Origin of the sequence: Phenylobacterium koreense, from assembly GCF_040545335.1 — a bacterium.
Classification (GTDB): Bacteria; Pseudomonadota; Alphaproteobacteria; order Caulobacterales; family Caulobacteraceae; genus Phenylobacterium; species Phenylobacterium koreense.
In genome coordinates this window covers 781,205-804,981 of record NZ_JBEPLU010000002.1, presented here as the reverse complement: position 1 = coordinate 804,981, position 23,777 = coordinate 781,205, and the positions used below count along the sequence as shown (strand labels likewise).

Annotated in this window: 23 protein-coding genes and 1 pseudogene; 11 read left to right on the top strand and 13 right to left on the bottom strand. The window is 67.5% G+C overall.

The features are described from left to right. Window positions 1–188 precede the first annotated feature (188 nt). The gene (locus ABID41_RS15825; RefSeq protein ID WP_354298031.1) at window positions 189–407 is read right to left on the bottom strand and encodes a hypothetical protein; all 219 of its coding nucleotides are present in this window, start codon (window positions 405–407) and stop codon (window positions 189–191) included. A gap of 223 nt (window positions 408–630) precedes the next feature. Between ABID41_RS15825 and ABID41_RS15820 the strand changes: the two genes are divergently transcribed. Together ABID41_RS15820 and ABID41_RS15815 are read left to right on the top strand one after the other, a co-directional pair. Then, entirely contained in the window at window positions 631–906 is a 276-nt protein-coding gene (locus ABID41_RS15820; protein ID WP_354298030.1) for a hypothetical protein, read from the top strand. A gap of 451 nt (window positions 907–1,357) precedes the next feature. Next, window positions 1,358–1,780, top strand: a pseudogene (locus ABID41_RS15815) (Na+/H+ antiporter NhaA); the annotation flags it as partial. A 38-nt stretch (window positions 1,781–1,818) separates the two neighbouring features. Here ABID41_RS15815 and ABID41_RS15810 read toward each other — a convergent pair. From ABID41_RS15810 to ABID41_RS15800, 3 genes are all read right to left on the bottom strand, one after another. Next, window positions 1,819–2,208, bottom strand: a complete 390-nt coding sequence (locus ABID41_RS15810) for a DUF302 domain-containing protein (protein ID WP_354298029.1) — start codon at window positions 2,206–2,208, stop codon at window positions 1,819–1,821. Window positions 2,209–2,589: 381 nt separating this feature from the next. Continuing rightward, complete coding sequence (locus ABID41_RS15805; protein WP_354298028.1) at window positions 2,590–4,224, bottom strand: amino acid ABC transporter ATP-binding/permease protein; 1,635 nt, start codon at window positions 4,222–4,224, stop codon at window positions 2,590–2,592. Beyond that, window positions 4,221–5,756, bottom strand: a complete 1,536-nt coding sequence (locus ABID41_RS15800; RefSeq protein ID WP_354298027.1) for an ATP-binding cassette domain-containing protein — start codon at window positions 5,754–5,756, stop codon at window positions 4,221–4,223. Before ABID41_RS15800 ends, ABID41_RS15805 begins: the two co-directional genes overlap by 4 nt. 174 nt (window positions 5,757–5,930) lie before the next feature. Here ABID41_RS15800 and ABID41_RS15795 point away from each other — a divergent pair, with 174 nt between their 5' ends. Genes ABID41_RS15795 through cydX form a run of 3 tightly spaced genes read left to right on the top strand, consistent with a single transcriptional unit; the run spans window position 5,931 to window position 8,780 of the window. Further along, on the top strand, window positions 5,931–7,496 hold the full coding sequence (locus tag ABID41_RS15795) for a cytochrome ubiquinol oxidase subunit I (protein WP_354298026.1): 1,566 nt from the start codon (window positions 5,931–5,933) through the stop codon (window positions 7,494–7,496). Between the two features lie 11 nt (window positions 7,497–7,507). Beyond that, on the top strand, window positions 7,508–8,656 hold the full coding sequence (cydB, locus tag ABID41_RS15790) for a cytochrome d ubiquinol oxidase subunit II (protein WP_331927716.1): 1,149 nt from the start codon (window positions 7,508–7,510) through the stop codon (window positions 8,654–8,656). A 10-nt stretch (window positions 8,657–8,666) separates the two neighbouring features. Then, window positions 8,667–8,780 (top strand): cytochrome bd-I oxidase subunit CydX, encoded by a 114-nt coding sequence (gene cydX, locus ABID41_RS15785; RefSeq protein WP_331927718.1) that lies wholly within the window; start codon window positions 8,667–8,669, stop codon window positions 8,778–8,780. A 281-nt stretch (window positions 8,781–9,061) separates the two neighbouring features. Here the strand turns inward: cydX and ABID41_RS15780 are convergent, their stop codons facing one another. The 5 genes from ABID41_RS15780 to ABID41_RS15760 are packed head-to-tail and all read right to left on the bottom strand — an operon-like array spanning window position 9,062 to window position 14,380. After that, complete coding sequence (locus ABID41_RS15780) at window positions 9,062–9,394, bottom strand: ArsR/SmtB family transcription factor (protein ID WP_354298025.1); 333 nt, start codon at window positions 9,392–9,394, stop codon at window positions 9,062–9,064. A gap of 37 nt (window positions 9,395–9,431) precedes the next feature. Next, on the bottom strand, window positions 9,432–12,641 hold the full coding sequence (locus ABID41_RS15775) for an efflux RND transporter permease subunit (protein WP_354298024.1): 3,210 nt from the start codon (window positions 12,639–12,641) through the stop codon (window positions 9,432–9,434). Then, the gene (locus ABID41_RS15770; protein ID WP_354298023.1) at window positions 12,638–13,669 is read right to left on the bottom strand and encodes an efflux RND transporter periplasmic adaptor subunit; all 1,032 of its coding nucleotides are present in this window, start codon (window positions 13,667–13,669) and stop codon (window positions 12,638–12,640) included. Before ABID41_RS15770 ends, ABID41_RS15775 begins: the two co-directional genes overlap by 4 nt. Before the next feature lie 24 nt (window positions 13,670–13,693). Then, window positions 13,694–14,056: a rhodanese-like domain-containing protein gene (locus ABID41_RS15765; protein WP_354298022.1), complete on the bottom strand. Its 363-nt coding sequence runs from the start codon at window positions 14,054–14,056 to the stop codon at window positions 13,694–13,696. Window positions 14,057–14,065: 9 nt separating this feature from the next. Next, complete coding sequence (locus tag ABID41_RS15760) at window positions 14,066–14,380, bottom strand: ArsR/SmtB family transcription factor (protein WP_354298021.1); 315 nt, start codon at window positions 14,378–14,380, stop codon at window positions 14,066–14,068. A gap of 149 nt (window positions 14,381–14,529) precedes the next feature. Here ABID41_RS15760 and ABID41_RS15755 point away from each other — a divergent pair, with 149 nt between their 5' ends. The 5 genes from ABID41_RS15755 to ABID41_RS15735 are packed head-to-tail and all read left to right on the top strand — an operon-like array spanning window position 14,530 to window position 18,015. Next, complete coding sequence (locus tag ABID41_RS15755) at window positions 14,530–15,810, top strand: NAD(P)/FAD-dependent oxidoreductase (protein WP_354298020.1); 1,281 nt, start codon at window positions 14,530–14,532, stop codon at window positions 15,808–15,810. Between the two features lie 4 nt (window positions 15,811–15,814). Next, window positions 15,815–16,282 carry a thioredoxin domain-containing protein gene (locus tag ABID41_RS15750; RefSeq protein WP_354298019.1) on the top strand — a complete coding sequence of 156 codons (468 nt, stop codon included), beginning with the start codon at window positions 15,815–15,817 and terminating at the stop codon, window positions 16,280–16,282. Continuing rightward, window positions 16,279–16,482 (top strand): YgaP family membrane protein, encoded by a 204-nt coding sequence (locus tag ABID41_RS15745; protein WP_354298018.1) that lies wholly within the window; start codon window positions 16,279–16,281, stop codon window positions 16,480–16,482. Before ABID41_RS15750 ends, ABID41_RS15745 begins: the two co-directional genes overlap by 4 nt. After that, window positions 16,479–17,744 (top strand): TolC family outer membrane protein, encoded by a 1,266-nt coding sequence (locus ABID41_RS15740; protein ID WP_354298017.1) that lies wholly within the window; start codon window positions 16,479–16,481, stop codon window positions 17,742–17,744. The genes ABID41_RS15745 and ABID41_RS15740 overlap by 4 nt, the downstream gene beginning before the upstream one ends. Beyond that, window positions 17,734–18,015, top strand: coding sequence for an ArsR/SmtB family transcription factor (locus tag ABID41_RS15735; protein ID WP_331929517.1), 282 nt, complete (start codon window positions 17,734–17,736; stop codon window positions 18,013–18,015). The genes ABID41_RS15740 and ABID41_RS15735 overlap by 11 nt, the downstream gene beginning before the upstream one ends. 579 nt (window positions 18,016–18,594) lie before the next feature. On the opposite strand, the gene ABID41_RS15730 is transcribed toward ABID41_RS15735, so the two are convergent. From ABID41_RS15730 to ABID41_RS15720, 3 genes are all read right to left on the bottom strand, one after another. Then, window positions 18,595–19,254 carry an RES family NAD+ phosphorylase gene (locus ABID41_RS15730; protein ID WP_354298016.1) on the bottom strand — a complete coding sequence of 220 codons (660 nt, stop codon included), beginning with the start codon at window positions 19,252–19,254 and terminating at the stop codon, window positions 18,595–18,597. Further along, the gene (locus ABID41_RS15725; protein ID WP_354298015.1) at window positions 19,184–19,408 is read right to left on the bottom strand and encodes an antitoxin Xre-like helix-turn-helix domain-containing protein; all 225 of its coding nucleotides are present in this window, start codon (window positions 19,406–19,408) and stop codon (window positions 19,184–19,186) included. Before ABID41_RS15725 ends, ABID41_RS15730 begins: the two co-directional genes overlap by 71 nt. Window positions 19,409–19,494: 86 nt before the next feature. Then, window positions 19,495–19,671: a hypothetical protein gene (locus ABID41_RS15720; RefSeq protein WP_331929511.1), complete on the bottom strand. Its 177-nt coding sequence runs from the start codon at window positions 19,669–19,671 to the stop codon at window positions 19,495–19,497. Between the two features lie 63 nt (window positions 19,672–19,734). Here ABID41_RS15720 and ABID41_RS15715 point away from each other — a divergent pair, with 63 nt between their 5' ends. Continuing rightward, window positions 19,735–20,400: an XRE family transcriptional regulator gene (locus ABID41_RS15715; RefSeq protein ID WP_354298014.1), complete on the top strand. Its 666-nt coding sequence runs from the start codon at window positions 19,735–19,737 to the stop codon at window positions 20,398–20,400. 349 nt (window positions 20,401–20,749) lie between these two features. Here ABID41_RS15715 and ABID41_RS15710 read toward each other — a convergent pair whose 3' ends face one another. Continuing rightward, complete coding sequence (locus tag ABID41_RS15710) at window positions 20,750–23,746, bottom strand: TonB-dependent receptor domain-containing protein (protein WP_354298013.1); 2,997 nt, start codon at window positions 23,744–23,746, stop codon at window positions 20,750–20,752. Between the last annotated feature and the right edge of the window lie 31 nt (window positions 23,747–23,777).

Here is a 23,777-nt window from a genome sequence, read left to right as displayed (position 1 = left end):
GTTCTTCCTGGATGCGGGTCGTCTCATAGGTCCGCGTCCCGCCGCGGCGTCATGGTTTCCTCAGCAGCGGGCCCGGGGCGAATGAGCAGACCGCTTAAACGGCCGCGCAGGCGGTCTGATGAGGGGAGCGACCCCGTGACGCCCTCCGGAACGTCCTTCTTTTCGTGATCATCGGCCAGAGTGAGGCTCTAACCTGGATCGCGCCGGTCGATGGCTCCGGCGTCAAGGAGGGGCGCAGCGTCCATATCGCCGGCGCCCAGCATAGCGCCCAGCCGCTCAAGCGACGCCAAGATCATCGCCTGTTCCCAACTCGGCAGTCGCGCAAAACGCTCGCTGAACTGTTGCTGCAGGAGATCGGGCGCTGCCTCGAGCACGCTCAGCCCTTTGGGCGTGATCTGCAGCCTCACCTGCCGGCGGTCCTTGTCGCTGCGTTGACGAGAGGCGAGGCCCGAAAGTTCCAGGTTTCTTGAGACATCCGAGCGAGCCGACCTCAGCCGGATCGCCGTACTGAAGGATTATCTCGACGACGAGACGCGGGAAATCGATGCCTGGAACTCGGCCCGGCCCGGATGGGCGGTCGACCAGGTCAACGCCCGCAGGCCGACGAATGTCGGCGCCTTCCGGGCGTATGTGCTGGCCTATCTGAAAAGTCTGCCGGACATCTCTAAAGATATGACCCTCATCGTCAGGCGACTCGCGCCGACCGAAGCTGGCTTGCCGCTGGAAATCTACTGCTTCACCGCAACCACCGCCTGGGCCGATTATGAGCAGATCCAGGGCGATATATTCGATCACCTGATCGCTACCATGCCAGCCTTTTCACTGCGCCTGTTCCAACGGCCGAGCGGGCTGGATCTTTCAGGACTCGGCGCCAAGCACCTGCAGGATCTGAGACTTGCCCGTTGAGCGGGATGGCGTCACGGCGATGTCAGAGGACGTCCAGGATTTCATCGGCCTACGACGGAGCCTGGCGTGAAGTTGAGACGGGGGATGAGTTTTGAGCTCGGAAGCTGTTCTGCTGATCTGCAGCAATGAGGCCGCCTCTGTCGAGTTGTTGGAGCGGCTCTCGACCAATGGCCATGGCGTGGTCGGGCCGGCCGCTGACGCGAGGATGGCGCCGGCCATGGCCGCCCAGCACCCGGTGACCATCGCCCTTGTCGCCTCGCCGCCGACGGGGCGGCGAGGGGCGGTGGAACTGGCGCAGGCCTTGAAGCGAGACTGGGATATCGGCTCCATCATCCTCCCGGACGTCGAGGGGGGCCGCCAGACGGGGGCGAATGCGAATGGGCGCCGCGTCCCGGCCAGGTGGCCAGATTGCTTCACGCCCTCTCCAAGGCATGTGGTCGATTTCGCTCGAATGCCCGACGTGATCGGAACGCGACGGCTGTCCGTCCTTCGTGATTTTCTCGATAGCGGCGCCTCAGGCGGGATGCTCATGGGAGCGGCGGCAACGGCGTTGATCATCGCCAATTCGCCTTTGTCGGTCGCCTACGAAGCATTCCTGAACGCAGATTTGGCGGGAATGAGCATCCATGGCGGTCTTCTTCCTGCTGGTGGGCCTGGAGATAAAACGCGAGGCGCTCGACGGCCCACTCGCACGATGGGCCAACCGGGCCTTGCCCTGCATCGCCGCGGCCGGCGGTGGCGCCAGGCCTCATCTGGGCGTCCGTCAACGCGGCCGATCCGCTCGCCCTTCCGCGGCTGGGGCATTCCTACGGCGACCGACATCTTCTTCGCACTCGGCGTCGTGGCTCTGCTGGGCCCGTGTGTCCCCCGGTCCAGGTCGCATGCTGTCATTTTGAGCCTGGCGCGACCTGTTCAGAGACGGGCGATGACCGCCTGAAGCTTCTTGCTCACGGCCAAGGCCGCATTACGCAAATCAGGATTGGCTATGGCGCTCATCGAAGCGACCGGATCGACGGCGGCGACCTCGACGCCCTGGCCTTCAGGCAGGGCCTGAACCACAACATTGCAGGGAAGCATTGTCCCGACTTTGTCTTCGATCAGCAGCGCCTGGTGCGCCAGTGCGGGATTGCAGGCCCCCAAAATGAGGTATGGCCGGAAGTCCGCGCCGAGTTTGGCCCGCAGTGTGGCCTGAACGTCGATCTCGCTGATGACTCCGAACCCCTCGGCGGCGAGCGCCTGCCGCGTGGCGGAGACGACCTCATCGAAGCCACCGGCCACCTTCTTGGCGAAATAGTAGCTCATGCATCACTCCTGACGCCGTCGATTATAGCAGGCTGAGCCTCATCGAGCGGGCTGGCATTGAGCAAGCTCAAATCAAACGTCGCCGAGCCCCGCCATAGCGAAGTTCGCGTGCGGCGCTGAACTCCCCGCCAGCGCTTCAGATATGATCGAAAAGGGGCGCTGATCCAGGTGATCCGTTCGCCAGCTGCAGCGTCTCATCTCGATAGCGCTGGGGGCGAACTCACTGCGAGGTCGGGACAAGCGGGCTGAAGCGCGCAGGGACCTGTTCGTGATCAGCAGCCTCGACGGCGGAAGGCCTGGCGCGTGCGGCGTTCCGCTCATGGCTCGCCACATGTTGCTGGCGCGTCGCTTGTTCGCCTGCCTCGTTCTTGAGCTCGCCGCCTACGGTGCTTGGCGTTTGCTTGCGGACTGATGGCCCCGGACATCGATCTGCAGCGGTGTAAGGCGCAGCGGCGCGCGCCTGTGACTGATCAGGACGAGGCCTTGGCCGGTCCTGCAAAGGCGCTCATCGAGCGCCGCGACCACGGCGGCCTCGGTCGCGGGGTCCAGACCTTCCGTCGGCTCATCGAGCAGCAGCCAGGGCGCAGGGCGCAACAGCGCGCGGGCGAGCGCCAAGCGTCGGCGTTCGCCGCCCGAGAGCACCTCGCCGCCATCGCCGATCCAGGTGTGGAGGCCGTGAGGAAGCTGCATGATCCGCGCCTGAAGCTGCGCGTCGGAAAGGGCCTGCCAGAGCGCCGCCTCATCGGCGTCAGGCGCCCCGAGGCGCAGGTTGTCGGCGACCGATCCCGTGAGAAGCTGGGCGTCCTGCGGCGCATAGGCGAACAGAGCCCGGGCCCAGCCTGGATGGTCGAGCTCAACCGGACGATCATCGATCAGCAGCCGTTCCGGGGGCGCGGCCCGCAGACCGACCAGCGCTTCCATCAAGGTGGTCTTGCCGGCGCCGGCCGGGCCGACGAGCGCGAGCCGTTCGCCCGGCCGCAGGGCGAGGCCATCGATCTGCAAACGGCCTACCAGGCGCGCACGATCCTTACTTTCAGCCATATCAGGACCTACGGGATCGGAAATGGTCGCATTGAGCCGCGCGATCGCCGTCGATGCGCCGCCCTGCTCGCGCGAGGCGTGGACGAGCCCGGCGATTCCCTCCAGGCCCGCGAAGGCGCAGAGTACGGCCAAGGCGGCAAGCGGCAGGCTCGCGTCAGCCGAGAGCGCCGCTACGCCCACCAGGGTTAGGCCGGCCAGTACGGCCTGTACAAGGTCCAGCATCGCGTCGGCGTCGCGCCGCCGGCGGACCGCGGCCGACAGCTCCTCGTCGCGCGCCATGACCGCGTCGATCGCCTGTTCCATCAGACCAAAGCAGCGCAACTCCGCGACCGCCGGAACATAGGCGCCCAGCGCATCCTTCAGGCGGCCTGCGGCCGTGAGCTGTTCGGCCGACGGCGCGGCGGTCAGGGCCGCGCCCATGCTTCGGAGGGCGAGGACCTGCGCGGCCATACCGGTGATGAAGAAGGCGGCCGCCGGCGGTGAGGCCAGGAAGATCGCGCCGGCCCCGGCGAGCGTCGAAGCCGCCGCCGTCCAGGCCGATGAGCGACGCACGAAGAGCGTCTCGACCGCGTCGACGTCCTGGACGAGCCGGGCTGAGGCCTCGCCGCTCGACAGGGCCAGCGCTCGACCTGGGGGCAGGGCGGCGATGCCCGCGAACAACGCCGGGCGCAAGGCAGCCAGGGCATGCAAGGCCGCACGATGCGAAAAAAAGCGCTCACCGTAACGCCCGACCGTGCGGACGATGGCGAATGCGCGAAGGCCAGCGCTGGGGAGCAGGTAGTTGAACGCCTGGACTGCCACGAGACCGGCCACGCCGGCCATGGCGGCGCCGGCCAGAAACCAGCCCGACAGGCCGAGCATCAGCGTCGCGGCCGTCCCCCAGGCCGCGCCCGAGATCGCAGCGATCGCGAGATCCCCGTGTCGGCGACGGGCTTGATCACGCAGAAAGGCGTCGATGGGCGAGCGGCGTTTCATTCCAGCCTCAGGATCTGGTCGGCCGCAGCAGCCAGCTGCTCGGAGTGAGTGGCGACGAGCACGGTGCGCGACCCGGCCGCGGCCCGGATGATCGCGATGATCTCCGCCTCCGCGGCCGCGTCTAGATCGGCGGTGGGCTCGTCGAGCACCAGGAGCGGGGCTGGCTTGAGCAGCGCCCGCGCGAGGGCCAGCCGCCGCCGCTCGCCGCCCGACAGGCCCGATCCGCGCTCGTCCAGCACGGTCTCGACGCCGGCGGGCCGGGCCGAGATGGCGGCGGCGAGACCGACCCTTTCCACCATGTCCATGACGTCTTTGCAGCTGGCGCCCGGAGCAACGGCCTTGAGGTTGTCGAGGATCGATCCGGGCAGGAAGACCGGCGTCTGCCCGGCCCAGGCGGCGGTCTCAAAAGCTGGCGCGGACAAGTCGCCGGTCGTCCCCTCCAGGCGCACCATTCCGGTTTGGACCGGTTCGAGCCCCAGGATCGCGGCGAGCAGCGACGATTTTCCCGACCCCGTCGGCCCGACAACGGCCGTGACGCGCCCGGCCGGCATGACCGCATCCACTGGGCCCACGGTGACGTCGCCCAGGCGCAGTGAGACGCTTTGCAGCCGCACCTGCGGAGCCGTCGCGAGCGCTCGCGCGGCCGGCGCCGCCGGCGAGGGGACGTCCTTCAGGAGCCGCGTCAGCCGAGCGGCGGCGGCCTCTCCGAGCTGCTTTTCATGATAGGCCCCGGCAAGGCGGCGCAGCGGAGCATAGAATTCCGGGGCCAGCGCCAGAGCGATGAAGGCGCGGCGGAAATCAAGGGCCTCCGGCGCCGGGAACGGCAGCAGACCCAAGAGGGCGAAGCCGCAGTAGACCGCCACGAGCGCTACCGACAGGGCGGCGAAGAACTCAAGCGCCGCAGTGGAGATGAAGGCGATGCGCAGGACCTGCAGGGTGCGGCCGCTCACCTCCTGGGCGGCCACGGCGACGTGGCGCGTCTCGCGCGACTGCGCCTCGAAGGCCAGGATCACCGGCAGGGCGCGGATGCGATCCACGAAGTGGCCGGATAGGCGGCTGAGCGCCGCGAACTGCCCGCGCGAGGCCGAGGCCGCCGCCCCTCCGGCCAGGGCGAGAGCGGCGATGAGGGGAATGATGGTCGCCAGCATGATCGCTGAGGCGACCGGGCTGGCGAGGGCCGCAGCCGCAGCGACCGCGATCGGGGCGATCCGCGCCTCCAGCGCCGCTGGCGCGAAGCGACCGTAATAGCCGTCCAGGGCTTCGACCTCGTCGATGGCGATCGCCAGGGTTTCGCCCACCGCGCGGTTCGCACCGCGGCGCCGATTGAGTGTCGCGGCCACGGCCTGCCTGCGCAGCGCGCTGGTGACCCGGCGCGCATGGCGCGCGGCCAGCCGGGCGGCGCCCCAGGAGCCGGCGCCGCGCACCACCAAGGCTGCGATGATCAGTCCCAGCGCAGCGGGCGAGCGGGTCGTCAGGAACAGCGCCAGCCCCGCCGCGAAGCCGGCGGCGGCCGCCGAATTGACGAGGGTCAAGGCGGTCAAGCCGGGAAGGGGAGCATGTGCGGCCCGACCCCAGGACTTTAAGGCTGCTTGGATTTTTCCGTTGTCCGTGGCGGTCATTGTAATCTAATCGCGTATTTGCGCATCTTAGCATATATGAATGATGCGCTCCGCGTTGGTCGGGATGCCAAGCTAAAAGGTCGTGTCATGGACATGAGTGTCGTTGAGCTCTCGAGGCTCCAGTTCGCCCTCACGGCGATGTACCACTTCCTGTTCGTGCCCCTCACCTTGGGACTGTCGTTCCTGCTGGTGATCATGGAGAGCGTCTACGTGATGACCGGCCGCCCGATCTGGCGAACGATCACGCGATTCTGGGGCACGGTCTTCGGGATCAACTTCGTGCTCGGCGTGGCCACCGGCCTAACCATGGAGTTCGAGTTCGGGACGAACTGGTCCTACTACTCGCACTATGTGGGCGACATCTTCGGCGCGCCGCTCGCCATCGAGGGCCTCATGGCCTTCTTCCTTGAGGCCACCTTCGTCGGCCTCATGTTCTTCGGCTGGGACCGGCTCTCGAGGCTTGGGCACCTGGCCGTCACATTCATGGTGGCCCTCGGCTCCAATCTGTCGGCGCTCTGGATCCTGGTCGCCAACGGCTGGATGCAAAATCCGGTCGGCGCGGCCTTCAATCCTGAAACCATGCGCATGGAAGTGACCAGCTTCCGTGAGGTCCTCTTCAACCCCGTCGCCCAGGCGAAGTTCGTCCATACCGTGAGCGCCGGCTACGTGACCGCATCGGCCTTCGTGCTCGGGGTCTCGGCGCTCATGCTCCTGTGGGGCAAGTGGCCTCAGGTCGCCAAGCGCTCTTTCGCGGTCGCTGCGGCCTTTGGTTTGGCCTCGTCGCTATCGGTCGTCGTCCTCGGCGACGAGAGCGGCTATGCGCTGACCGACAACCAAAAGATGAAGCTGGCCGCCCTGGAGGCGATGTGGGAGACCGAGCCGGCCCCGGCGGGACTGACTGCGTTTGGGATTCCCAGCCTGGCCGACCGCAAGACCCACGCGGAGGTCAAGATCCCTTACGTCCTGGGACTGATCGCCACCCGCAGCATCGACAAGCCAGTGGCCGGCATCTTCGAGCTGGTCGCGGTCGCCGAAACGCGCATCGAAAGCGGGGTGAAGGCTTATGACGCCCTGGAGCGGCTGAAGGCCGACCCGTCCGACCTGGAGGCCCGCCAGGCTTTCGAGTTGACCAAGCGCGACCTGGGTTATGGCCTGCTCCTCAAGCGCTATGTCGCCGACCCGAGGACAGCCGATAGCGCGACGATCCAGAAGGCGGCGTGGGACACCGTGCCCAATGTCCCGGTGATGTTCTGGGTATTCCGCCTGATGGCCGCAATCGGGTTCCTGCAGGTGGCGGTCTTCGCCGCCGCGTTCGTGATCGCCTCCCTGCGGCGATACGAGACGAAGTGGCTCCTGTGGGCAGCCGTCGCCATGATGCCGCTCCCCTGGATCGCCGCGGAGTCCGGCTGGGCGCTCGCCGAACTCGGTCGCCAGCCTTGGGCGGTGGAGGGGGTGCTGCCCACCTTCCTGGGCGCATCCAGCCTGACCGCCGCCCAGGTGTGGATGACGATAATCGGGTTCACGGTCCTCTATGGAACGCTCGCGGTCATCGAGGTGAGCCTGATCGTGCGCACCATCCGCCGCGGGCCCTACGCTCAGCACGAACACCCTGAGCTCACGGCCGACGATGCCGCCCGGCTGGCGGCCCAATAGGACATCCGAACATGGACATTCCTCTCGATTACCCGACCCTCAGGGTCATCTGGTGGGGCCTTATGGGCGTCCTGCTCATCGGCTTCGCCGTCTCCGACGGTTTCGATCTCGGCGTGGCCTCGCTGTTGCCGTTCGTTGCGCGAACCGATGGCGAGCGGCGCATGGTGATCAACACCATCGGACCGACCTGGGAAGGCAACCAGGTGTGGTTCATCCTCGGGGGCGGGGCGATCTTCGCGGCCTGGCCGTTCGTCTACGCCGTCAGCTTTTCCGGCTTCTATCTGGCCATGTTCGCCGTGCTGGCGGCGCTGATCCTTAGGCCGGTGGGGTTCAAGTATCGCTCCAAGCGGCCATCGAAGGCCTGGCGTGCGGGCTGGGACTGGGCGCTTTTCGTCGGCGGATTTGCACCGGCATTGGTGTTCGGCGTGGCGGTCGGCAATGTCCTGCAAGGTATTCCCTTCCGCCTCGATAGCGATCTGCGCGCGACCTATGAGGGTGGTTTCTTCGGCCTCTTCACGCCGTTTACGCTGCTTAGTGGGTTGCTTTCGGTGGCTATGCTAGTGACCCACGGAGCCGCCTGGCTGACGCTGAAGGCCGAGAAGGGCCCAGTCCGTGAGCGGGCGAGGGCCTTCGGCACGATCAGTGCGCTCGCGGCGATGATCCTCTTCGCAGCGGGATACGCCTTCGCCGCACTGGGCGGTCTCGGTTACCGCCTGGAAGGCGCTGCGGACCTGGCCGGGGCCTCCAATCCGCTCCGCTCAAGCACCGTGGCCGCGCCAGGCGCCTGGCTGGACAATTTCGGCGTCTATCCCTGGATGTGGATCGCGCCGGCGGCTGGGTTCCTCGGGATGGCGGGCGCCCTCCTGGGGATTCGGGCCGGCCGCGAGGCCCCGGCCTTCCTCGGCTCTTCCGTCGCCGCCCTCGGCATAATCTCCACCGTCGGGCTCTCGATGTTCCCGTACATTCTGCCGAGCAGTATCGATCCGCGGTCCAGTCTTACGGTGTGGAACGCCTCGTCGAGCCACATGACGCTCTTCATCATGCTGCTGGTGACGATCGTCTTTCTGCCGATCGTGCTGGCCTATACCGCCTGGGCCTTCAAGGTCATGTGGGGCCGTTCGACGGTGGGCGCGCTCACCACCAACCCCGATCTCTACTGAGGAGAGGCGTATGTGGTATTTTGCGTGGGTCCTGGGCCTGGGCTTGGCCGTCAGCTTTGGCATCCTCAATGGGATGTGGCACGAGTTCCATCTCGCCGATCGCGAGGGAGAAGACGGCGCCTGAAGCTGCCCGCCGTCGCCGGTCGGGAGACGGGCGGCTACCAGAGTGGCGCGCGGCCGGCCAAGCGCCGTGACGGGTTCCGCGCCGCCCGCCGCGCCGTTCCGGCGACGGCTGCTCGTGGATCGCCGAGCATCTCGGCGATGTTTGACTCGCAAGCGGCGCGGCGAGGGCCTCGCCTGGAGGCTCATCCCAGCTGGCCAAGTCGGGCGGCGCTCGTGATGGTGGCCTCCCAGGGCCTGGCCGTTCGGGGGAGTGCCCGGTGCGAGGCCAGGTGCGCTGCGCCGTCAACAGGCGGCCGCGTTCCTCCGGTAGATGTCCGAGAGCGTCGTCAGCAACTGCACCGCGTCATCATCGTCGAGGCTATAGAAGATCGTCTGGGCCTCTCGGCGCGTGCGCACGAGGCCCTCGGCCCGCATTTTCGCCAGGTGCTGTGAGGCCGCCGACGGCGCCAGTCGGGCATACTCAGCCAGTTCGCCCACGGAGCTTTCGCCTTCCAGCAGCCGGCACAGGAGCAGCAGGCGCTGCTCGCTGGCGAGCAGCTTGAGCAGCCGCGCCGCGCTACGGGCGCAGGCCTCCAAGGCGGAGGCATCCTGTTGTGGGGGGGCGAGGGTGGCCATCATGTGGTTGATGTAGAATATGCGAAAGTGTTTGCAATCAGTCATCCGCCCGACTTGTCGCCGGGAGGCCGTCGTCCCGTAGGACCACATAGAGCGCCGGGATCACCAGCACCGTCAGCAGGGTCGACGAGGCCAGGCCGAAAAGCAGCGAGATCGCCAGGCCCTGGAAGATCGGGTCCGTGAGGATCACCGCAGCGCCGATCATGGCCGCCAGAGCGGTGAGCAGGATCGGCTTGAACCGGATAGCTCCAGCTTCGAGCAGGACGTCGCGCAGCGCCCGTCCTTCGGTCCGGGCGTGACGGATGAAGTCGACCAGCAGGATCGAGTTACGCACGATGATCCCCGCCAGCGCGATGAACCCGATCATGGATGTTGCGGTGAACGGCGCCCGGAAGAGCATGTGGCCGATCACGATGCCGACCAGGGTGAGTGGAACCGGCGTCAGGATCACCAGCGGCAGCCGGAAGCTTTTGAACTGCGCCACCACCAACACGTAGATGCCGACGAGGGCGACTGCGAACGCCGCGCCCATGTCCCGGAAGGTGACCCAGGTGATCTCCCATTCGCCGTCCCATAGGACGGTGGGCGCCAGCTCGCTCTCGGGCTGACCGTGCAGGCGGATGGCGGGCCTGGGGACGTTCTGCCAGTCGCCATCGCCGATCGCCCTGTTGATGTCGAGCATGCCGTAGATCGGCGCCTCGTATGCGCCGGCGAGCTCGGCCTGGACCATATCGACGTCGCGGCCGTCCCGCCGGAAGATGTGGGTCGCCCCTGGCTCCTGGCTCGCCACGACCACCTCGCCCAGTTCCACGAGGCGTCCGTCCCTGGCGCGCGCGACTGGCAGGGCGGCCAAGCCTTGCCCCCACGTGCGCGCCGATTGCGGCAGCCGCACCGTGATCTCCAGCGGGTCGCGGCTCTCGCCGCGATGCGCATAGCCCAGGACCTGGCCGTTGAGCGCCGCGCCAATGGAGTCGTAGACATCGCGCTCGCTCACGCCGAGCGCTTCGAGACGTTCGCGGTCCGGCGCAAGGCGAAGCCCGGGACGGGGTTGGCCCCAACTGTCGTCAACATCGACGACGAAGGGAATCTCGTGGAAGATCGCCTTCACCCGCTCGGCGACGGCGCGCCGGGTGGCCGCGTCCGGGCCGTAGACTTCCGCCAGCAGCGTCGCCATCACCGGCGGCCCAGGCGGGGCCTCGACGACCTTGATGGTCGACCCGGCCGGCAGCGCCAGGTCAGACAGGCGGCGGCGTAGGTCCAGCGCGATCTGGTGGCTGTTGCGGTCGCGGTCGGCCTTCGGCGCAAGGCCGATGGCGAGGTCGCCCATTTCGAGGCGGTTGCGCAGGTAGTAGTGGCGGACCAGACCATTGAAGTTGAACGGCGAGGCCGTGCCGGCATAGGCGTCGATCGCGGTCACCTCGGGCACGGCGCGCACGATGGTCGCGGCCTTGGTGAGCGCGCGCTGCGTATCTTCCAGTGACGAGCCTTCCGGCAGGTCGAGCACGACCTGCAGTTCCGACTTGTTGTCGAACGGCAGTAGTTTCACGGTCACGGTCTTGGTGGCGAACATCGCGCAGGCCGCCAGGGTCGCCAGGCCGACGCCGACGAGGAACCACAGGGCGCTGCGCCGGGTGGCGATCACACGTCCGGCCACACGGCGATAGAGGCGGCCGAGCAGTCCCTCGCCATGATCGCCGTGCGCCCCTGCGGCGAGCGTTCGGCGGGCGAAGCGAACCATCAGCCAGGGCGCGATCACCACGGCCACGAAGAACGAGAAGACCATCGCCGCCGAGGCGTTCACCGGGATCGGGGCCATGTAGGGGCCCATGAGCCCCGAGACGAACAGCATGGGAAGGAGCGCGGCCACCACGGTCAGGGTCGCCACGATGGTGGGGTTGCCAACTTCCGCCACCGCCTCGACGGCGGCGTCGATACGGCTGCGGCCGTCATTCATCGCCCAGTGGCGGGCGATGTTCTCGATCATGACGATCGCATCGTCGACCAGGATGCCGATCGAGAAGATCAGGGCGAAGAGGCTGACGCGGTTGATGGTGTAGCCCATCAGGTTCGAGGCGAACAGCGTCAGCAGAATGGTGGTGGGGATCACGACCGCCGTCACCCCCGCTTCCCGCCAGCCGATGGCGAAGCCGATCAGCACGACGATCGAGGCGGTCGCCAGCCCCAGGTGGAAGAGGAGTTCGTTGGCCTTTTCGTTGGCGGTCTCGCCATAGTCACGTGTGACGGCGACATCCAGGCTGGCGGGCAGCAGCGCGCCTTTCAGGCTCTCGACCCGCGCCAGCACGGCCTGCGAGACCACGACGGCGTTCGCGCCCTTGCGCTTGGCGATGGCGAGGCTCACGGCCGGCGCTTCGCTCCACGACTGGCCGACGCGCACCGAGCGCCAGGCCCGGGCCTGGTCTTCGCGCGGAGCGGTGACGACATCGGCGACGTCGCGCACGTAGACCCGCTCCCCCTTTGTCGAGGGGAGGGCCAGCAGGCCGATCTCCGTCGCGTTCGCCAGCGTGCGGCCTGCGGTGATGTCCAAGGCCTGGCCGTCGTTGCGAACCTGGCCGGCGGGAAAGGCGCGATTGGCCTGCCGCACCGTGTCCATCAGGGCCGTGAGCGAGACGCCGTGCATCGCAAGCCGGGCCGGGTCCGGCTCCACTCGGATCTCCTGCGCGCGCCCGCCGACGATAAACGTCAGGCCGACGTCCTCCACCTTGGCCACTTCCGTGCGAAGCTTGCCCGCGATCTCATAGAGCGCCTGGTCGGTCCACTGGCCGGCCGCGCCCGGCTTGGGTGAGAGCGTGAGGACCAGAGTGGGCACGTCATTGATGCCGCGGGTCTGGATGAGCGGTTCGGGAATGCCGGCTGGGATCCGGTCGTAGTTTGCTCTCACCTTCTCGTGGATTCTCACCGCTGCGGCGTCGGGATCGACCCCCACCTTGAAGCGAGCGGTGACCATGACCTGATTGTCGTCGGCGGAGGTGTAGACATGCTCCACCTCGGTGACGCTCTTGACGATCGCCTCGAGCGGCTTGCCCACCAGCTCGATCGCGTCCGGCGCACGAAGTCCGGGCGCGGCCACCATGATGTCGACCATGGGCACGCTGATCTGCGGCTCTTCCTCGCGCGGGATCGAGGTGAGGGCGAGCAGGCCGACGGCGATGGCGGCCAGTAGGAAGAGTGGCGTGAGGGGCGAACCGATCGTGGCGCGCGTCAGGCGCCCGGAGATGCCGAGGTTCATCGCGCCACCGCCGCAGGCGTGAGCACGTCGCCGGCGCGCACGCCGGACAGAATCTCCGCCGTGTCCGCGGTGGGCCCCTCGGCGGTCTGGACGGGGGCTTCCGAGACCGTCCCGTCCGCAGCCACCAGCCGCACGTAATCGACGCCGAAACGGGTGGAGATGTAGCGTCGAGGGATGATGATCGCCTTCCGCTCGCCGATCCTGACGCGAACCTGGACGCGCTGGCCCACCTTGTCCTGCGGCAGGTTGGCGGCGGTCACGTCGGCGATCACCTGGCCGCCGCTCACAGCGGGATAGATTTGCGAGATGGTTCCCTGCGTGGCGGCGGCGAAGGCCTCGCCGCTCAGCGTCACCGGGGCGCCGAGCTTCAGCGCCGCGGCGTTGGCCTCCGGCAACTCCACGCGCACCACCACGGGCCCGGCGGTGATCCTGGCGATGGTCTGGCCCGGCATGACGACCGATCCGACCGGAACGTCGGCGCTCAGCACGCGTCCCGCGGCGGGCGCTGCGACCGCCCCCTGGCCCGCGAGCTCGGCGCTTGCGCCTCGCTGCGCTCGGGCCGCAGCCAGGGCGGCGTCCGCCGTCTTCGCCTGGGCCTGCGCCTGTTCCAGCCTGGCGCGGGCGTAGACGCCGTGCTCGTAAAGGTCCTGGGTGCGGGCGAGGTCGGCTCGGGCGCGCTCGGCCTCGGCTGCGGCGGCCTTCACCTGGGCGGCGTAGGCGCCCGTCTCCAGATTCAGGCGATCATCGCGCACCTGGGCGATCATCTGCCCGCGGCGCACCATGTCGCCCTCCCTGATCGTCAGACTGACGAGCACGCCACCGATCCGAGCTCGCGCCTCGGCCATGTCGCGGGTGGTCAGGGTTCCAGGCGCCGGCTTCAGGTCAGCGATCATCTGGGTTTGCACGGTCAGGCGGCCGGCAGTCGGCGCGCGGGCGGCGACGCTTGCGGTCGGCTCGCTCCGGCCACAGCCGCTCAGCGCGAGGGCCGCAACTGCAGCCAGCCCCAGAAAATGGAAACGCCGAGCCATGGTGATGCTTCCTGTCGGGCCTGTTCAGCGCGGATCGCGCAGTTCGCCGGTCGTGGTGTCCAACGTGATCGTCGGAAGGCCCGCGGCCTTCCAGGCCATGATGCCGCCGGCCAGATGCGCGTCGATCGCGTGGCCGGCCTTCTGGCAGCGCTCGATCGCCATGGCCGAACGCTTGCCCGATCCGCACTGGAACACGACCAGGCGGTCGCCGGCGGCGGGCAGGGCCGCAGGCGCGAAGGTCGATAGCGGGAAGTTCAGCGCGCCATGGATACGCTCGGCGGCGAACTCCGCCGGTTCACGAACGTCGATCAGCAGAATTTCGTGGGCGTCCAGGGCGGTCTTCACCTCCTGGGGCGCGAGATCGCGAAGTTTTTGTCGATTGAACATGGCGGGCTCCTAGGAAGGCTCGGGCGGGTTGCAGAACTGATCAGCCGGGGTCTCGATGAGCGCGCGCGCCGGGCCACTCTGCAGGGCGTAGTAGATCGACTGGCCGTCCTGGCGAGCCGAGAGGATTCCATCGCCTCGCAGCAGGCCGAGGTGCTGTGAGGCGAGGGATTCACGCGCGCCCAGCGTCTGGGCCAAAGCTCCCACCGACGTCTCGCCTTCGACCAGCGCGCACACGATTAGCAGGCGATACGGATTGGCCTGCGCCTTCATCAGGGCGCACGCCTGCTCGGTCTCCGCCTTCATCGCGTCAGGACTAAAATTCATATTTGCGCATATGCGAGGATTGACATATTCAGTCAAGTATCAGCGATCACTTACCGCGGCGAACGACCGGGCGATGTGATCCAGATCAAGGCCGTTAAGCGTCTCCTGAGACAGCCTGACAGCGCCGGGGCCTTTTTGGAGAACGGCCGATGGGCAAACCGCGTATCGTCATTATGGGAGCCGGACTGGGCGGCTCAATCGCCGCCTTTGAGATCAAGGACGCCGTGGGCGATCGCGCCGACGTCACGGTCGTCTCGCAAGGCGACGTCTTCCACTTCGTGCCCTCCAATCCGTGGGTGGCGGTGGGCTGGCGTACGCGCGACGCGATCGAGGTGGCTCTGCCGCCCGTCTATCGAAAGCGGCGGATCGATTTCAACGGCGTGGGTGTGCGGCGGGTCCATCCCGACCAGAACCGCCTCGAACTGAACGACGGTTCCGAACGTTCCTATGACTACCTGGTGATCGCCACGGGCCCCGAATTGGCCTTCGATGAGATACCGGGCCTCGGGCCGAACGCCGGCCACACCCAGTCGATCTGCCATGTCGATCACGCCGAGGCCGCCAACAAAGCCTTTGAGCGCTTCACCGAGACCCTCGGCCCGATCGTGGTCGGCGCCGTTCAAGGGGCGTCCTGCTTCGGCCCCGCCTACGAATTCGCCATGATCCTCGACACCGAACTGAGGCGGCGGCGGTTGCGCGACCGGGCGCCGATGACCTTCGTCACGCCCGAGCCCTACATCGGCCACCTCGGGCTCGACGGCGTCGGCGACACCAAGAGCCTTCTCGAAAGCGAGATGCGAGACCGTCACATCAAATGGATCACCAACGCCAGGGTGTCCTCGACCGAGCCTGGCATGATGCATGTCGAGGAGGTCGCCGAAGACGGATCGGTGAAGGCCAAGCACGATCTGCCCTTCGCGTACTCGATGATGCTCCCGGCGTTCCGCGGGGTGGAGGCGGTTCGAGGGATCGAAGGATTGACTAACCCGCGCGGCTTCATCGTCGTCGACAAGCAGCAGCGCAACCCGGCCTTTCCGAATGTCTTCGCGCTCGGCGTCTGCGTGGCCATCGCCCCGACCGGTCCAACGCCAGTACCGGCCGGCGTGCCCAAGACCGGCTTCATGATCGAGAGCATGGTCAGCGCCGTCGCCGCGAACCTCCGCCAACTCCTCGAAGGAGCTACGCCGACGAACGAGGCGACGTGGAACGCCATCTGTCTGGCTGATTTTGGCGATGGGGGCGTCGCCTTCGTGGCTCAGCCCCAGATCCCCCCGCGCAACATCAACTGGTCGTCCAGCGGCAAGTGGGTGCACCTCGCCAAGGTGGGTTTCGAGAAATACTTCATTGGCAAGGTAAGGCGCGGCGAGAGCGAGCCGTTCTACGAGAAGCTGGCTCTCGAAGTGATGGGCGTTCCGAAGCTGAAGGGCTGATGACATGCGCCAGATCGTCTGTCCCGCCTGTAGCGCCGCCAACCGGATCCCGGACGAGAAGAACCCGAGCTCTGCAGGCTGCGGCCGCTGCCATGAGCCGCTCTTCGCCGGCCGTCCGTTCGAGGTGAACCGGGCGCAGCTAAACGCCCATCGCGCCTCCACGCGGGGGGCCGCCGTGCTGGTCGATGTCTGGGCGCCCTGGTGCGGCCCATGCCAGGCTATGGCGCCGCAGTTCGCAGCCTCAGCAGCCTTGCTCGAGCCCGACGTGCGCCTGCTGAAACTCGACTCCGACGCCGAGCCGCAGGCGGCGTCTGAGCTCGGCGTTCGAGGCATTCCGACCCTCATCCTCTTCCAGGACGGGGCGGTCGTGGGCCAGCGCTCGGGCTTGATGAGCAGCGATCAGATCGTCGCCTGGACGCGCCAGGCCCTTGCGCGGGTTTCCGCCCGCACCGCTCCGGAGAGTGAGAGATGACTGTGGATCGCGCCGTCCTGGCTTTTGCCGGCTGTGTCATATTGCTCAGCGTCGCGCTGGCTGCGTTCGTCCATCCCTGGTGGATCGCACTGGCCATCTTCGCGGGCCTGAACATGATCCAGGCGAGTTTCACCGGATTTTGCCCCGCCGCCATGCTGTTCAAGAAGCTGGGCGTGAAGCCGGGAGTCGCTTTCCGGTGAGTCTCTTGCGCCGCCTTGGCGCGGTAGCCCTCGCGGCCGGCGTCGTCCTACCGTCCGCCGCCTACGGCCTTTCGCTCGACGAGGCGATCGCGCTCGCCCTCAAGAGCAATCCGGGGCTCGCTCAAAGCCAGGCGCAGGCCGACGCCGCCGCCGCGCGCCTGCGACAGGCGAAGGCCGGGCGCGCGCCTACCGTCGCGCTCACGGGCGAAGTCGGGACGGGCGAGACCGACCTGGGCGGTTTCTTCGGCTTCGGTCGCGCCAACGTCGATCCCCGCGCCGCCGCGATCGAGGTGCGACAACCGATCTTCACCGGCGGCGCGATCTCGGCCTCGGTGACCCGGGCCCGCGAGGGCCAGGACGCCGCCTTGGCGCAGCTCGGAGGCACCCGCGCCCTGCTGTCGGCGCTGGTGGCGGAGGCCTATGTCGCGGTCCTGAGCGCGCGCGAACTCCTGGCGCTCCACGAAGCCCAGGTGGTCCAGATGCAGGAAGTCGCTCGGCAGGCGGACCTGCGCTTCACAGCCGGTGAAACGCCCAAGTCGGATCTCAGCCAGGCCCAGGCTCGCCTTGCCGAGGCCAATGCGGGGCTTGCGCGGGCGAGAGGCGAAGTCGCCCGCAGCCGCGCGCGCTTCGTGTCGGTGGTGGCAACTGACCCCGAGGCCCTTGAGCCGCTCCCGGCGGCGCCCTCCACGCCCGCCAGCCTGGACGAGGCCTTGTCCGAAGCGTTGCGTTCCAACGCGATGCTCAAGTCGGCCCAGGCCTCGGCCCGCGCCGCGGACGCCGGGGTCCGGTACGCCCAGGCTGGTCGCGCGCCCTCGATCGCTCTGGCCGCGAGCGCCTCCTCCGTCCGAGACAAGTTCTTTCCAGGTTACCACGCCCATGACACGACGGTGAGCGTGCAGGGGAGTTGGACCCTATTCTCCGGCGGAGCGATCAGCGCGCGCGTGTCGGAAGCCAAGGCCGACGCCCGATCCGCCCATGCCGCCGTCGAGGCCGCCGAAGCATCGGTTCGGGAGGCCGTCATCGGCGCCTGGTCCGACCTGACGACGACGCGCGCCATGCTGGTGGCCGCCGAGGACCAATCGGTCGCCGCCGTCAGTGCTCTGGAGAGCGTGCGCCACGAGGTGAGGGTTGGCCAGAAGCCCGCGCTGGACCTGCTGGACGCGCATCGCGAAGCGCTTGCCGCCCAAAGCGCGGTGGTCGCGGCCCGAGGCGGCGCCCTTACCGCGGCCTATCGCCTGCAGGCGCTGCTCCATGGCGCCTAAGCCAGCGTGCATCTTGCGAGCCCTGGCCAACGAGCGGCGGTTGGCCATCCTGATGCTGCTGAGTGGCGGGGAGCTGAGCGTTGGCGAGATAGAAGCGCGGCTCGGCGTCTCGCAATCGGCTCTCTCTCAGCACCTAGCTCGACTCCGCGAGGCCAGGCTGGTCCGCACTCGCCGGGAGGGCCAACATGTCCGGTATCGGCTTGCCGATCCAGGAGCCCTTGAGATCGCGGCAGCCTTGCTCGCGCTGGCTGGTCGGCAAGAGGCTTCCTGAGCTGGTCGTTTTGTGATCCGTCGCCTCGGCCAAGCATGCTGCAGGCGGCGGTTCCTGGCGACGCGGAAACAAATTGATGGCCACAGGCGTCGCGCATGAGCCGCCCGCGGAAGAGCCAGGCGCCTTGCCGGAACATCCGCGCAAGCGCCTGCTGCGGGATATGGCGGCGGCGCCTGGCGCTTCGGGGCGTCGTAAGGTCTTCGCGCAGGCGGACGATGGTTGGCGCCGACCCTGGCCTCGAGGCGGCGCGAATGGCTGTAGACTCGCGGAAGGCCCTAGAGTGCGAGGCCGCCGAGTGGGCGGTCGCCATGGATCGCGGCCTCACGCCGCACGAGCGGGTCTCGCTGGACCTCTGGCTCGCCGGGGACCCTCGCCGTCAGGGTGCGCTCGTCCACGCGGGCGCTGGAATGCATCGTCGGGGCGGCGCGCCGTCTGCAAGGCGCAGAAGCGCAGCTATGATCGCGTGGTGGCGGCCTGCCGGATCGGCGGAGTCTCCATCGGCGACCTGATGCGCGCCAAGGGCGTCGCCAAGGGCGGCGCCGGCCGATAAGCGAGCCGGAGACCGGTTGGAGCTGGAACCTAGCGGCGCACGAGCGTCAGCTTGACGATGCTGAGGGCGCCAGATCCGTTCCAGACATATTCGTAGTGGTCGCCCTGGGCGACGGGCAGGGCGATCGCCTTTGGCCGGAAGAGGCAGATATTGATCCCGCCCAGGTGACGCACGCTCTGAAAGACCAGGCCGTCTTCGCTAGGGTCAGCATAGGGCCAGCGACGCTCGCGGGCGAAGGCCTGGGCGGCGCTGTAGTCGTCCAGGTCATAGAGCTCAGGCCGGCTTTCTCGGGCGCCGCGCAGATCAAGCAGCTTGGCCTTGGTGCGGGCCGAAAGCTGGCGCATCTGGATCCGCGCGGGAAAGCCGGCCGCCGAGGCGCGCAGGCGCCGTTCGTGGTGATGCGCCGTCTCGGCGAAGGCCGTGGGAAGGTCGCCTGAGGCGAACCAAGCGCCCAGCTCGCCGTCGTTGAAGCGGCCGCCTTCGTCGCTGGCGTGCAGGAAGGCGGCCATCACGATCGAACCGCTCGGCCCGGCCGCCAGCTCGCCAGCCGGCAGGGCCGCGAGCCGCGCCTGGCTGGGCGGATTGGTGAGGTTCTCCAGCAGGAAGGCGACCCTAAGCTCATCCTCGCCTTCGGCGATGTCGTCGAAGACGCCAACCGTCGGAAAGCGAGATGCGCTCCAGCTGGTCACGGGTCAGGCTCGCCGTCCGGCCAGTCTTCCAGTTGTGATAGGTCTGCCGCGAGATCCCGCCCAGCAGCGCCATCCGGTCCTCGACTTTCAGGTCGAGCAGGTCCGCCGTCTTCAGAAACAGCGCCACAGCAGGCGCCGAGAGCCGCCGGCGCATCTCCGGATCCTTCAGCCCGCCGAGGCCGAGCGCCTCGGGTTCAGCAAGTAAAAATGTGGATGAGGTTCCGCAAGTTAGGCGGTCGGTCAGGGTCCGATCCCGCCGCCTAACCAGGCCTGGGCCAGGCCGAGCGCCCCCAGGAAGAGCAGGATCACGCCGATCACGAAGACGCCCCGGCCGGTGGCGCTGGCCTTGAACCAGCCGCCGAGCTCGACGGTGAGGGAGTCCCTGGCGGGCTCGGCTGGCTTCCTGGTCGTGGGCATGATTGAACTGTATAAACAATACAATTTTGTCGCAAGAAGAAATGTATGATAAATACGTCTCTCATGACGCCTCAGCACGCCCGAGCCCAGCGCCTCCGCGAGTCCCGCATCGCCGCGGGCTATCGGACGGGCCGTGACGCGGCCCTGGCCTTCGGTTGGAACCTGAACACCTACGCTTCCAACGAGAACGGCAATGCGCCGTTTTCCTATTCAAGGGCCAAGGCCTACGCCGAAGCCTTCGGCGTGCGCCATGAGTGGCTATATGAGGGCGAGAGTCCGACAGGTTCGGACGTAGCGGAACCGCGTCGCGACGCGCGGTTCGTGCCGGTGATCGGCAAGGTCGGGGCCGACCCCGAAGGCGCGGTGCTCTTCGCCACCGGCCAGGGGACCGGAGACCTCGTGCCATTGCCGCCGGGCGGGACGGAACGGGCGGTCGCCCTGCAGGTTGTCGGGCATTCCATGCCAGGGCTGGCCGATAATGGCGGCCTGATCTATTTCGAGGACCAGCGGACCCCGCCGACCCCTGACATGCTAGGCCAGGTGGTGGTGGTCGAGACCGATACCGACGAGGTGCTGGTCAAGCGGCTGTTGCGCGGCTCGCGCAGCAAGCTCTATGACCTCGAGAGTGTCAATGGGCCGACGCGCCGTGACTGCAAGCTGCGCTGGGCGGCCCACATCACCGCGATCATCCCGCCCCACCAGGCGCGCAAGATCCTCCGGCCGGTGTGACTAGCCGCTGATGGTGGAGGTTTCGACGTCACTCCGCAAGGCCGCGAGCGCCTGCGCGTGCCGACCGACCACCGGACCTATTCGCATCTCCGACCCGTTTGAGCGCAACCTTGTCGCCGGATCCTGGGACTGGCGCTGCGAAGATATCCAGCTGATCGGGGGGCGAGCCGACGCTTGTCATGGCGTCTATTTCGTCCAGAACGAAGACCAGGCAGCTAAAAGCCCTGGACGACGAGGTCGTATAAGTCCCCCGCTCGCGATGGGGCGGGCCAGAGCGCTCAAAAGAAAAGGGACGCCGAACCGCCGGCGTCCCTCGCTTCGCCCGGAGGCGAAAAGTCAGTGGTCGGGGTTAGAAATGCGCCTTCAGGCCCACCTGGAAGGTGCGGCCGAGGAAGTAGGCGTTGGTGTAGTCGTAGTTGTACTGGCTACGCGTGAAGGGCGGGTCCTTGTCGAAGATGTTGATGACGCCGGCCGTCAACTGGATGTCCTTCCAGGGAAGGATGCCGGTGTAGACCAGGTCGTGAGTGATCTCGTCCTTGGTCTTCAGAACGGAGGCCCCGACGATGTTGTCGGTCCCAGACTTGAAGTGCGTGGTCCAGCGCAGGTTGTGGCCTTCGCGGTTGAACTGCACGTAGCCGTTCGCCCGCCAGCGCGGGTACGAGTAGAAGGAGCTGAGCAGTTCGGACTTGCCGGCGCGGTCGAGCGCGGGGGCGATGGTGAAGCCGTCGAGCGTGACCAGGGCGCCGCGCTTGTATTCGATCGTGTAGGTGCCATCGACGCCGAAGGTCAGGTCGCCGTCCCAGCGGATGTCCGGGAAGACGTAGGTCGCCTGGAAGTCGACGCCCGAGGTGTCCACGCTCGGCCCGTTGATCAGGTTGGCCGTGACACCGAGCAGCCTGGCCGGCGTGCAGTCGTCCGTGGCGGGATTGCCGTCGTCCGCGAACTGGAAGCGCGCGCGGAACTCGGGGACATTGCACTTCCAGGTGGACGGCGTGGCGCTCGGGAACATCGTCGAGACGATCGCAGCCGATGTCTCGCTGGTCAGCTCATCTTTGAACTTGAACTTGAAGTAGTCGATGGTGGCCCGGAAGTTCCCGGCGTTGACGATCAGGCCGACATTGTAGGTGTCAGCCGTCTCGGGCTTCAGGTCCGGGTTGTTGTTGGTCAGCACCGGCCGGTAGAGCGAGCCCACGCCCGGCAGGTTGAACTGCGCCAGGCCGCGCACGAAGCCGGGCGTCACGTCCCGCTGTTGCGGGGCGCGGAAGGTGGAACCGGCCGAGCCGCGGACGGCGAGCCAATCGACCACCTGCCACCGGGCCGAAATCTTCGGGTTGGTGGTCGAGCCGACCGTGCCGCCGTACTCCTCGTAGCGGACCGCGCCGGTGACCTCGAAGTTGTCGGTGACCGGGATTTTGACCTCGGCGAACAGCGAGGCGACCGTGCGGTCGATATCGACCTCCTGCACCGCCGAGTAGAAGGTGTGCGCGCCGGTGCCGTTGGTGCAGATCGGCAGGCCGTCGCCGAAGGGCGGGCTGTCGACGCAGGGCGCCGAGTTGATGTCGTAGAAGTCCGGGACGTTCACTTGCAGGCGATCGTAGCGCCACTGCGTGCCGACGGCCCAGCCGATGCCGCCGCCCGGCAGCTCGATGGGCAACTCGCCGTTGAACACGATCTCGCCGACCGCCAGTTCGGTGAAGGTGTCGGCCACCAGCGGCTGGCGCATCCAGTTCAGCACTTCCTTGCTGTTCTGGACGTTCGAGTTGAAGAACGGGTTCGTCGCGCCGATCGCCGGATTGCCCTGATAGGCGTTGGCGAAGGGATTGAACCAGAGGCAGGAGCCCACCCCCGGCGTGCCGGTGGCCGGGTTGCAGTCCGGGCCGCCCAGGCCGCGCATGGCGAGCTGCAGGCGGGTGACCGAGATGTCGGGCCCGGCGCCGCCCTCACCATGGTTGCGCTGGTAGGTGGCCGCCATCGAGACGCCGATGTTCTCGAAGATCTTGCCGCGTAGCGATCCGCCGACGCGGAAGGCCGTCGCCTGGCGGCGCTGCTCGTCGGCGCCGTGTTCGAACAGCGGGTTGCCGCCGTAGCCTTCGGGCCGCCAGAGGGTCTGTGAAGTGATGACCCCGTTGGCGGCGGCGTTGGCGCAGATGGCTGCGGCCGTGCCGGCGCAGTTGGCGGGAACCGCCAGATAGGCCAGAAGGCCTGGGTTGTTGGCCGGCACGTAGAAGCGCGATTGCTGGTTCAGGCCGATCGCCGGATAGGGCGACGTGCCGCCGCCGGGCGAGCCGCCCGAAGCCATGATCGGCGTCGGGAACTGGGTGGTCGACTGCGCCGGCGAGACCCGCTCCTGATCGACCGTGTGGCGGGACCAGAGAACCTCGCTGTGGAAGTCCCAGTTCTCCGAGAGTTCGAAGTTGAGCTGGCCGAAGACGGAGTAGTGGTCCTCATCGTTCACCAGGTTGTCGAACTGGGTGAACTGGAAGCGGCAGCCCGAGGCTGGCGAAGCGGCGCTCACCAGCACGCCCCCCATCTCGGTGCATCCATTGTCCAGGAACGACTGCGTGAACCCGCCCGACGCGAGTTGGGCGGCCGTGCCGGTCTGGAACACACCCGGGTTCGAGGCGGTGGACCAGCCGCCGAAGGCGTTCTCGGTGAAGGGCCGGAGCGCCCAGTCGCGGTCGGTCGTGCGCAGTTCGCTGCGCCGACGGTAGGTTCCGGTCAGCAGGGCGTCGCCGCGGTCGAACTTCCAGCCGTGGGCGAGGCTGACGTCGTAGTCGCCTTTCGATCCGTCGATGGCGGTGTAGTTCGCAGTGGCTTCGAAGCCTTCGAGGTCGCGCCGGGTGATGAAATTGACCACGCCGCCGACGGCGTCCGAGCCGTAGGTGGCCGCCGCGCCGTCCTTCAGAATTTCGATCCGGCCGACAGCGATGTTCGGGATGAAGTTGATGTCCACCGACTCGATGGCCACAGCCGCCGGCGAATTGGCCATCCGCTGGCCATTGAACAGCACGAGCGTCCGGGACGAGCCGAAACCGCGCAGGTTGATGGTGGCCGCGCCAGCCGCCGTGCCCAGGAAGCGGTTGGATTCACCGATCGAACTCTGGGCCGCGGTGATGTTCTTGACCAGGTTCACCGTGGTGGGCGAGCCCTGCTTCTGGAGGTCCTGCGAGCCGATCACGTCGACGGGCAGGGCTGCGTCTTCTCGCGTCCCGGCGATGAATGAGCCGGTGACGATGACCTCCTCGACGGTGCTGCCGGTCTCTTGAGCGACCGCAGCGCCGCCACTTCCAAACGCCAGGGCCGCGGCAATAATCGACCCACTGCAGAAATATCTGCTCTTCAACATGAGTGTTTCCTCTTCCCCTCGTGAGCCGTCC

Excerpts from the sequence above, each read along its gene's own strand:
- ABID41_RS15725 (WP_354298015.1), bottom strand. The coding sequence starts at position 19,408 with ATGCGCCGGCGGCTCTCGGCGCCTGCTGTGGCGCTGTTTCTGAAGACG.
- ABID41_RS15760 (WP_354298021.1), bottom strand. The coding sequence starts at position 14,380 with ATGAATTTTAGTCCTGACGCGATGAAGGCGGAGACCGAGCAGGCGTGC.
- ABID41_RS15735 (WP_331929517.1), top strand. The coding sequence starts at position 17,734 with ATGGCGCCTAAGCCAGCGTGCATCTTGCGAGCCCTGGCCAACGAGCGG.
- ABID41_RS15775 (WP_354298024.1), bottom strand. The coding sequence starts at position 12,641 with ATGAACCTCGGCATCTCCGGGCGCCTGACGCGCGCCACGATCGGTTCG.
- ABID41_RS15715 (WP_354298014.1), top strand. The coding sequence starts at position 19,735 with ATGACGCCTCAGCACGCCCGAGCCCAGCGCCTCCGCGAGTCCCGCATC.
- ABID41_RS15770 (WP_354298023.1), bottom strand. The coding sequence starts at position 13,669 with ATGGCTCGGCGTTTCCATTTTCTGGGGCTGGCTGCAGTTGCGGCCCTC.
- ABID41_RS15780 (WP_354298025.1), bottom strand. The coding sequence starts at position 9,394 with ATGGCCACCCTCGCCCCCCCACAACAGGATGCCTCCGCCTTGGAGGCC.
- ABID41_RS15710 (WP_354298013.1), bottom strand. The coding sequence starts at position 23,746 with ATGTTGAAGAGCAGATATTTCTGCAGTGGGTCGATTATTGCCGCGGCC.
- cydB (WP_331927716.1), top strand. The coding sequence starts at position 7,508 with ATGGACATTCCTCTCGATTACCCGACCCTCAGGGTCATCTGGTGGGGC.
- ABID41_RS15810 (WP_354298029.1), bottom strand. The coding sequence starts at position 2,208 with ATGAGCTACTATTTCGCCAAGAAGGTGGCCGGTGGCTTCGATGAGGTC.
- ABID41_RS15795 (WP_354298026.1), top strand. The coding sequence starts at position 5,931 with ATGGACATGAGTGTCGTTGAGCTCTCGAGGCTCCAGTTCGCCCTCACG.
- ABID41_RS15755 (WP_354298020.1), top strand. The coding sequence starts at position 14,530 with ATGGGCAAACCGCGTATCGTCATTATGGGAGCCGGACTGGGCGGCTCA.
- ABID41_RS15805 (WP_354298028.1), bottom strand. The coding sequence starts at position 4,224 with ATGAAACGCCGCTCGCCCATCGACGCCTTTCTGCGTGATCAAGCCCGT.
- ABID41_RS15750 (WP_354298019.1), top strand. The coding sequence starts at position 15,815 with ATGCGCCAGATCGTCTGTCCCGCCTGTAGCGCCGCCAACCGGATCCCG.
- ABID41_RS15745 (WP_354298018.1), top strand. The coding sequence starts at position 16,279 with ATGACTGTGGATCGCGCCGTCCTGGCTTTTGCCGGCTGTGTCATATTG.
- cydX (WP_331927718.1), top strand. The coding sequence starts at position 8,667 with ATGTGGTATTTTGCGTGGGTCCTGGGCCTGGGCTTGGCCGTCAGCTTT.
- ABID41_RS15720 (WP_331929511.1), bottom strand. The coding sequence starts at position 19,671 with ATGCCCACGACCAGGAAGCCAGCCGAGCCCGCCAGGGACTCCCTCACC.
- ABID41_RS15765 (WP_354298022.1), bottom strand. The coding sequence starts at position 14,056 with ATGTTCAATCGACAAAAACTTCGCGATCTCGCGCCCCAGGAGGTGAAG.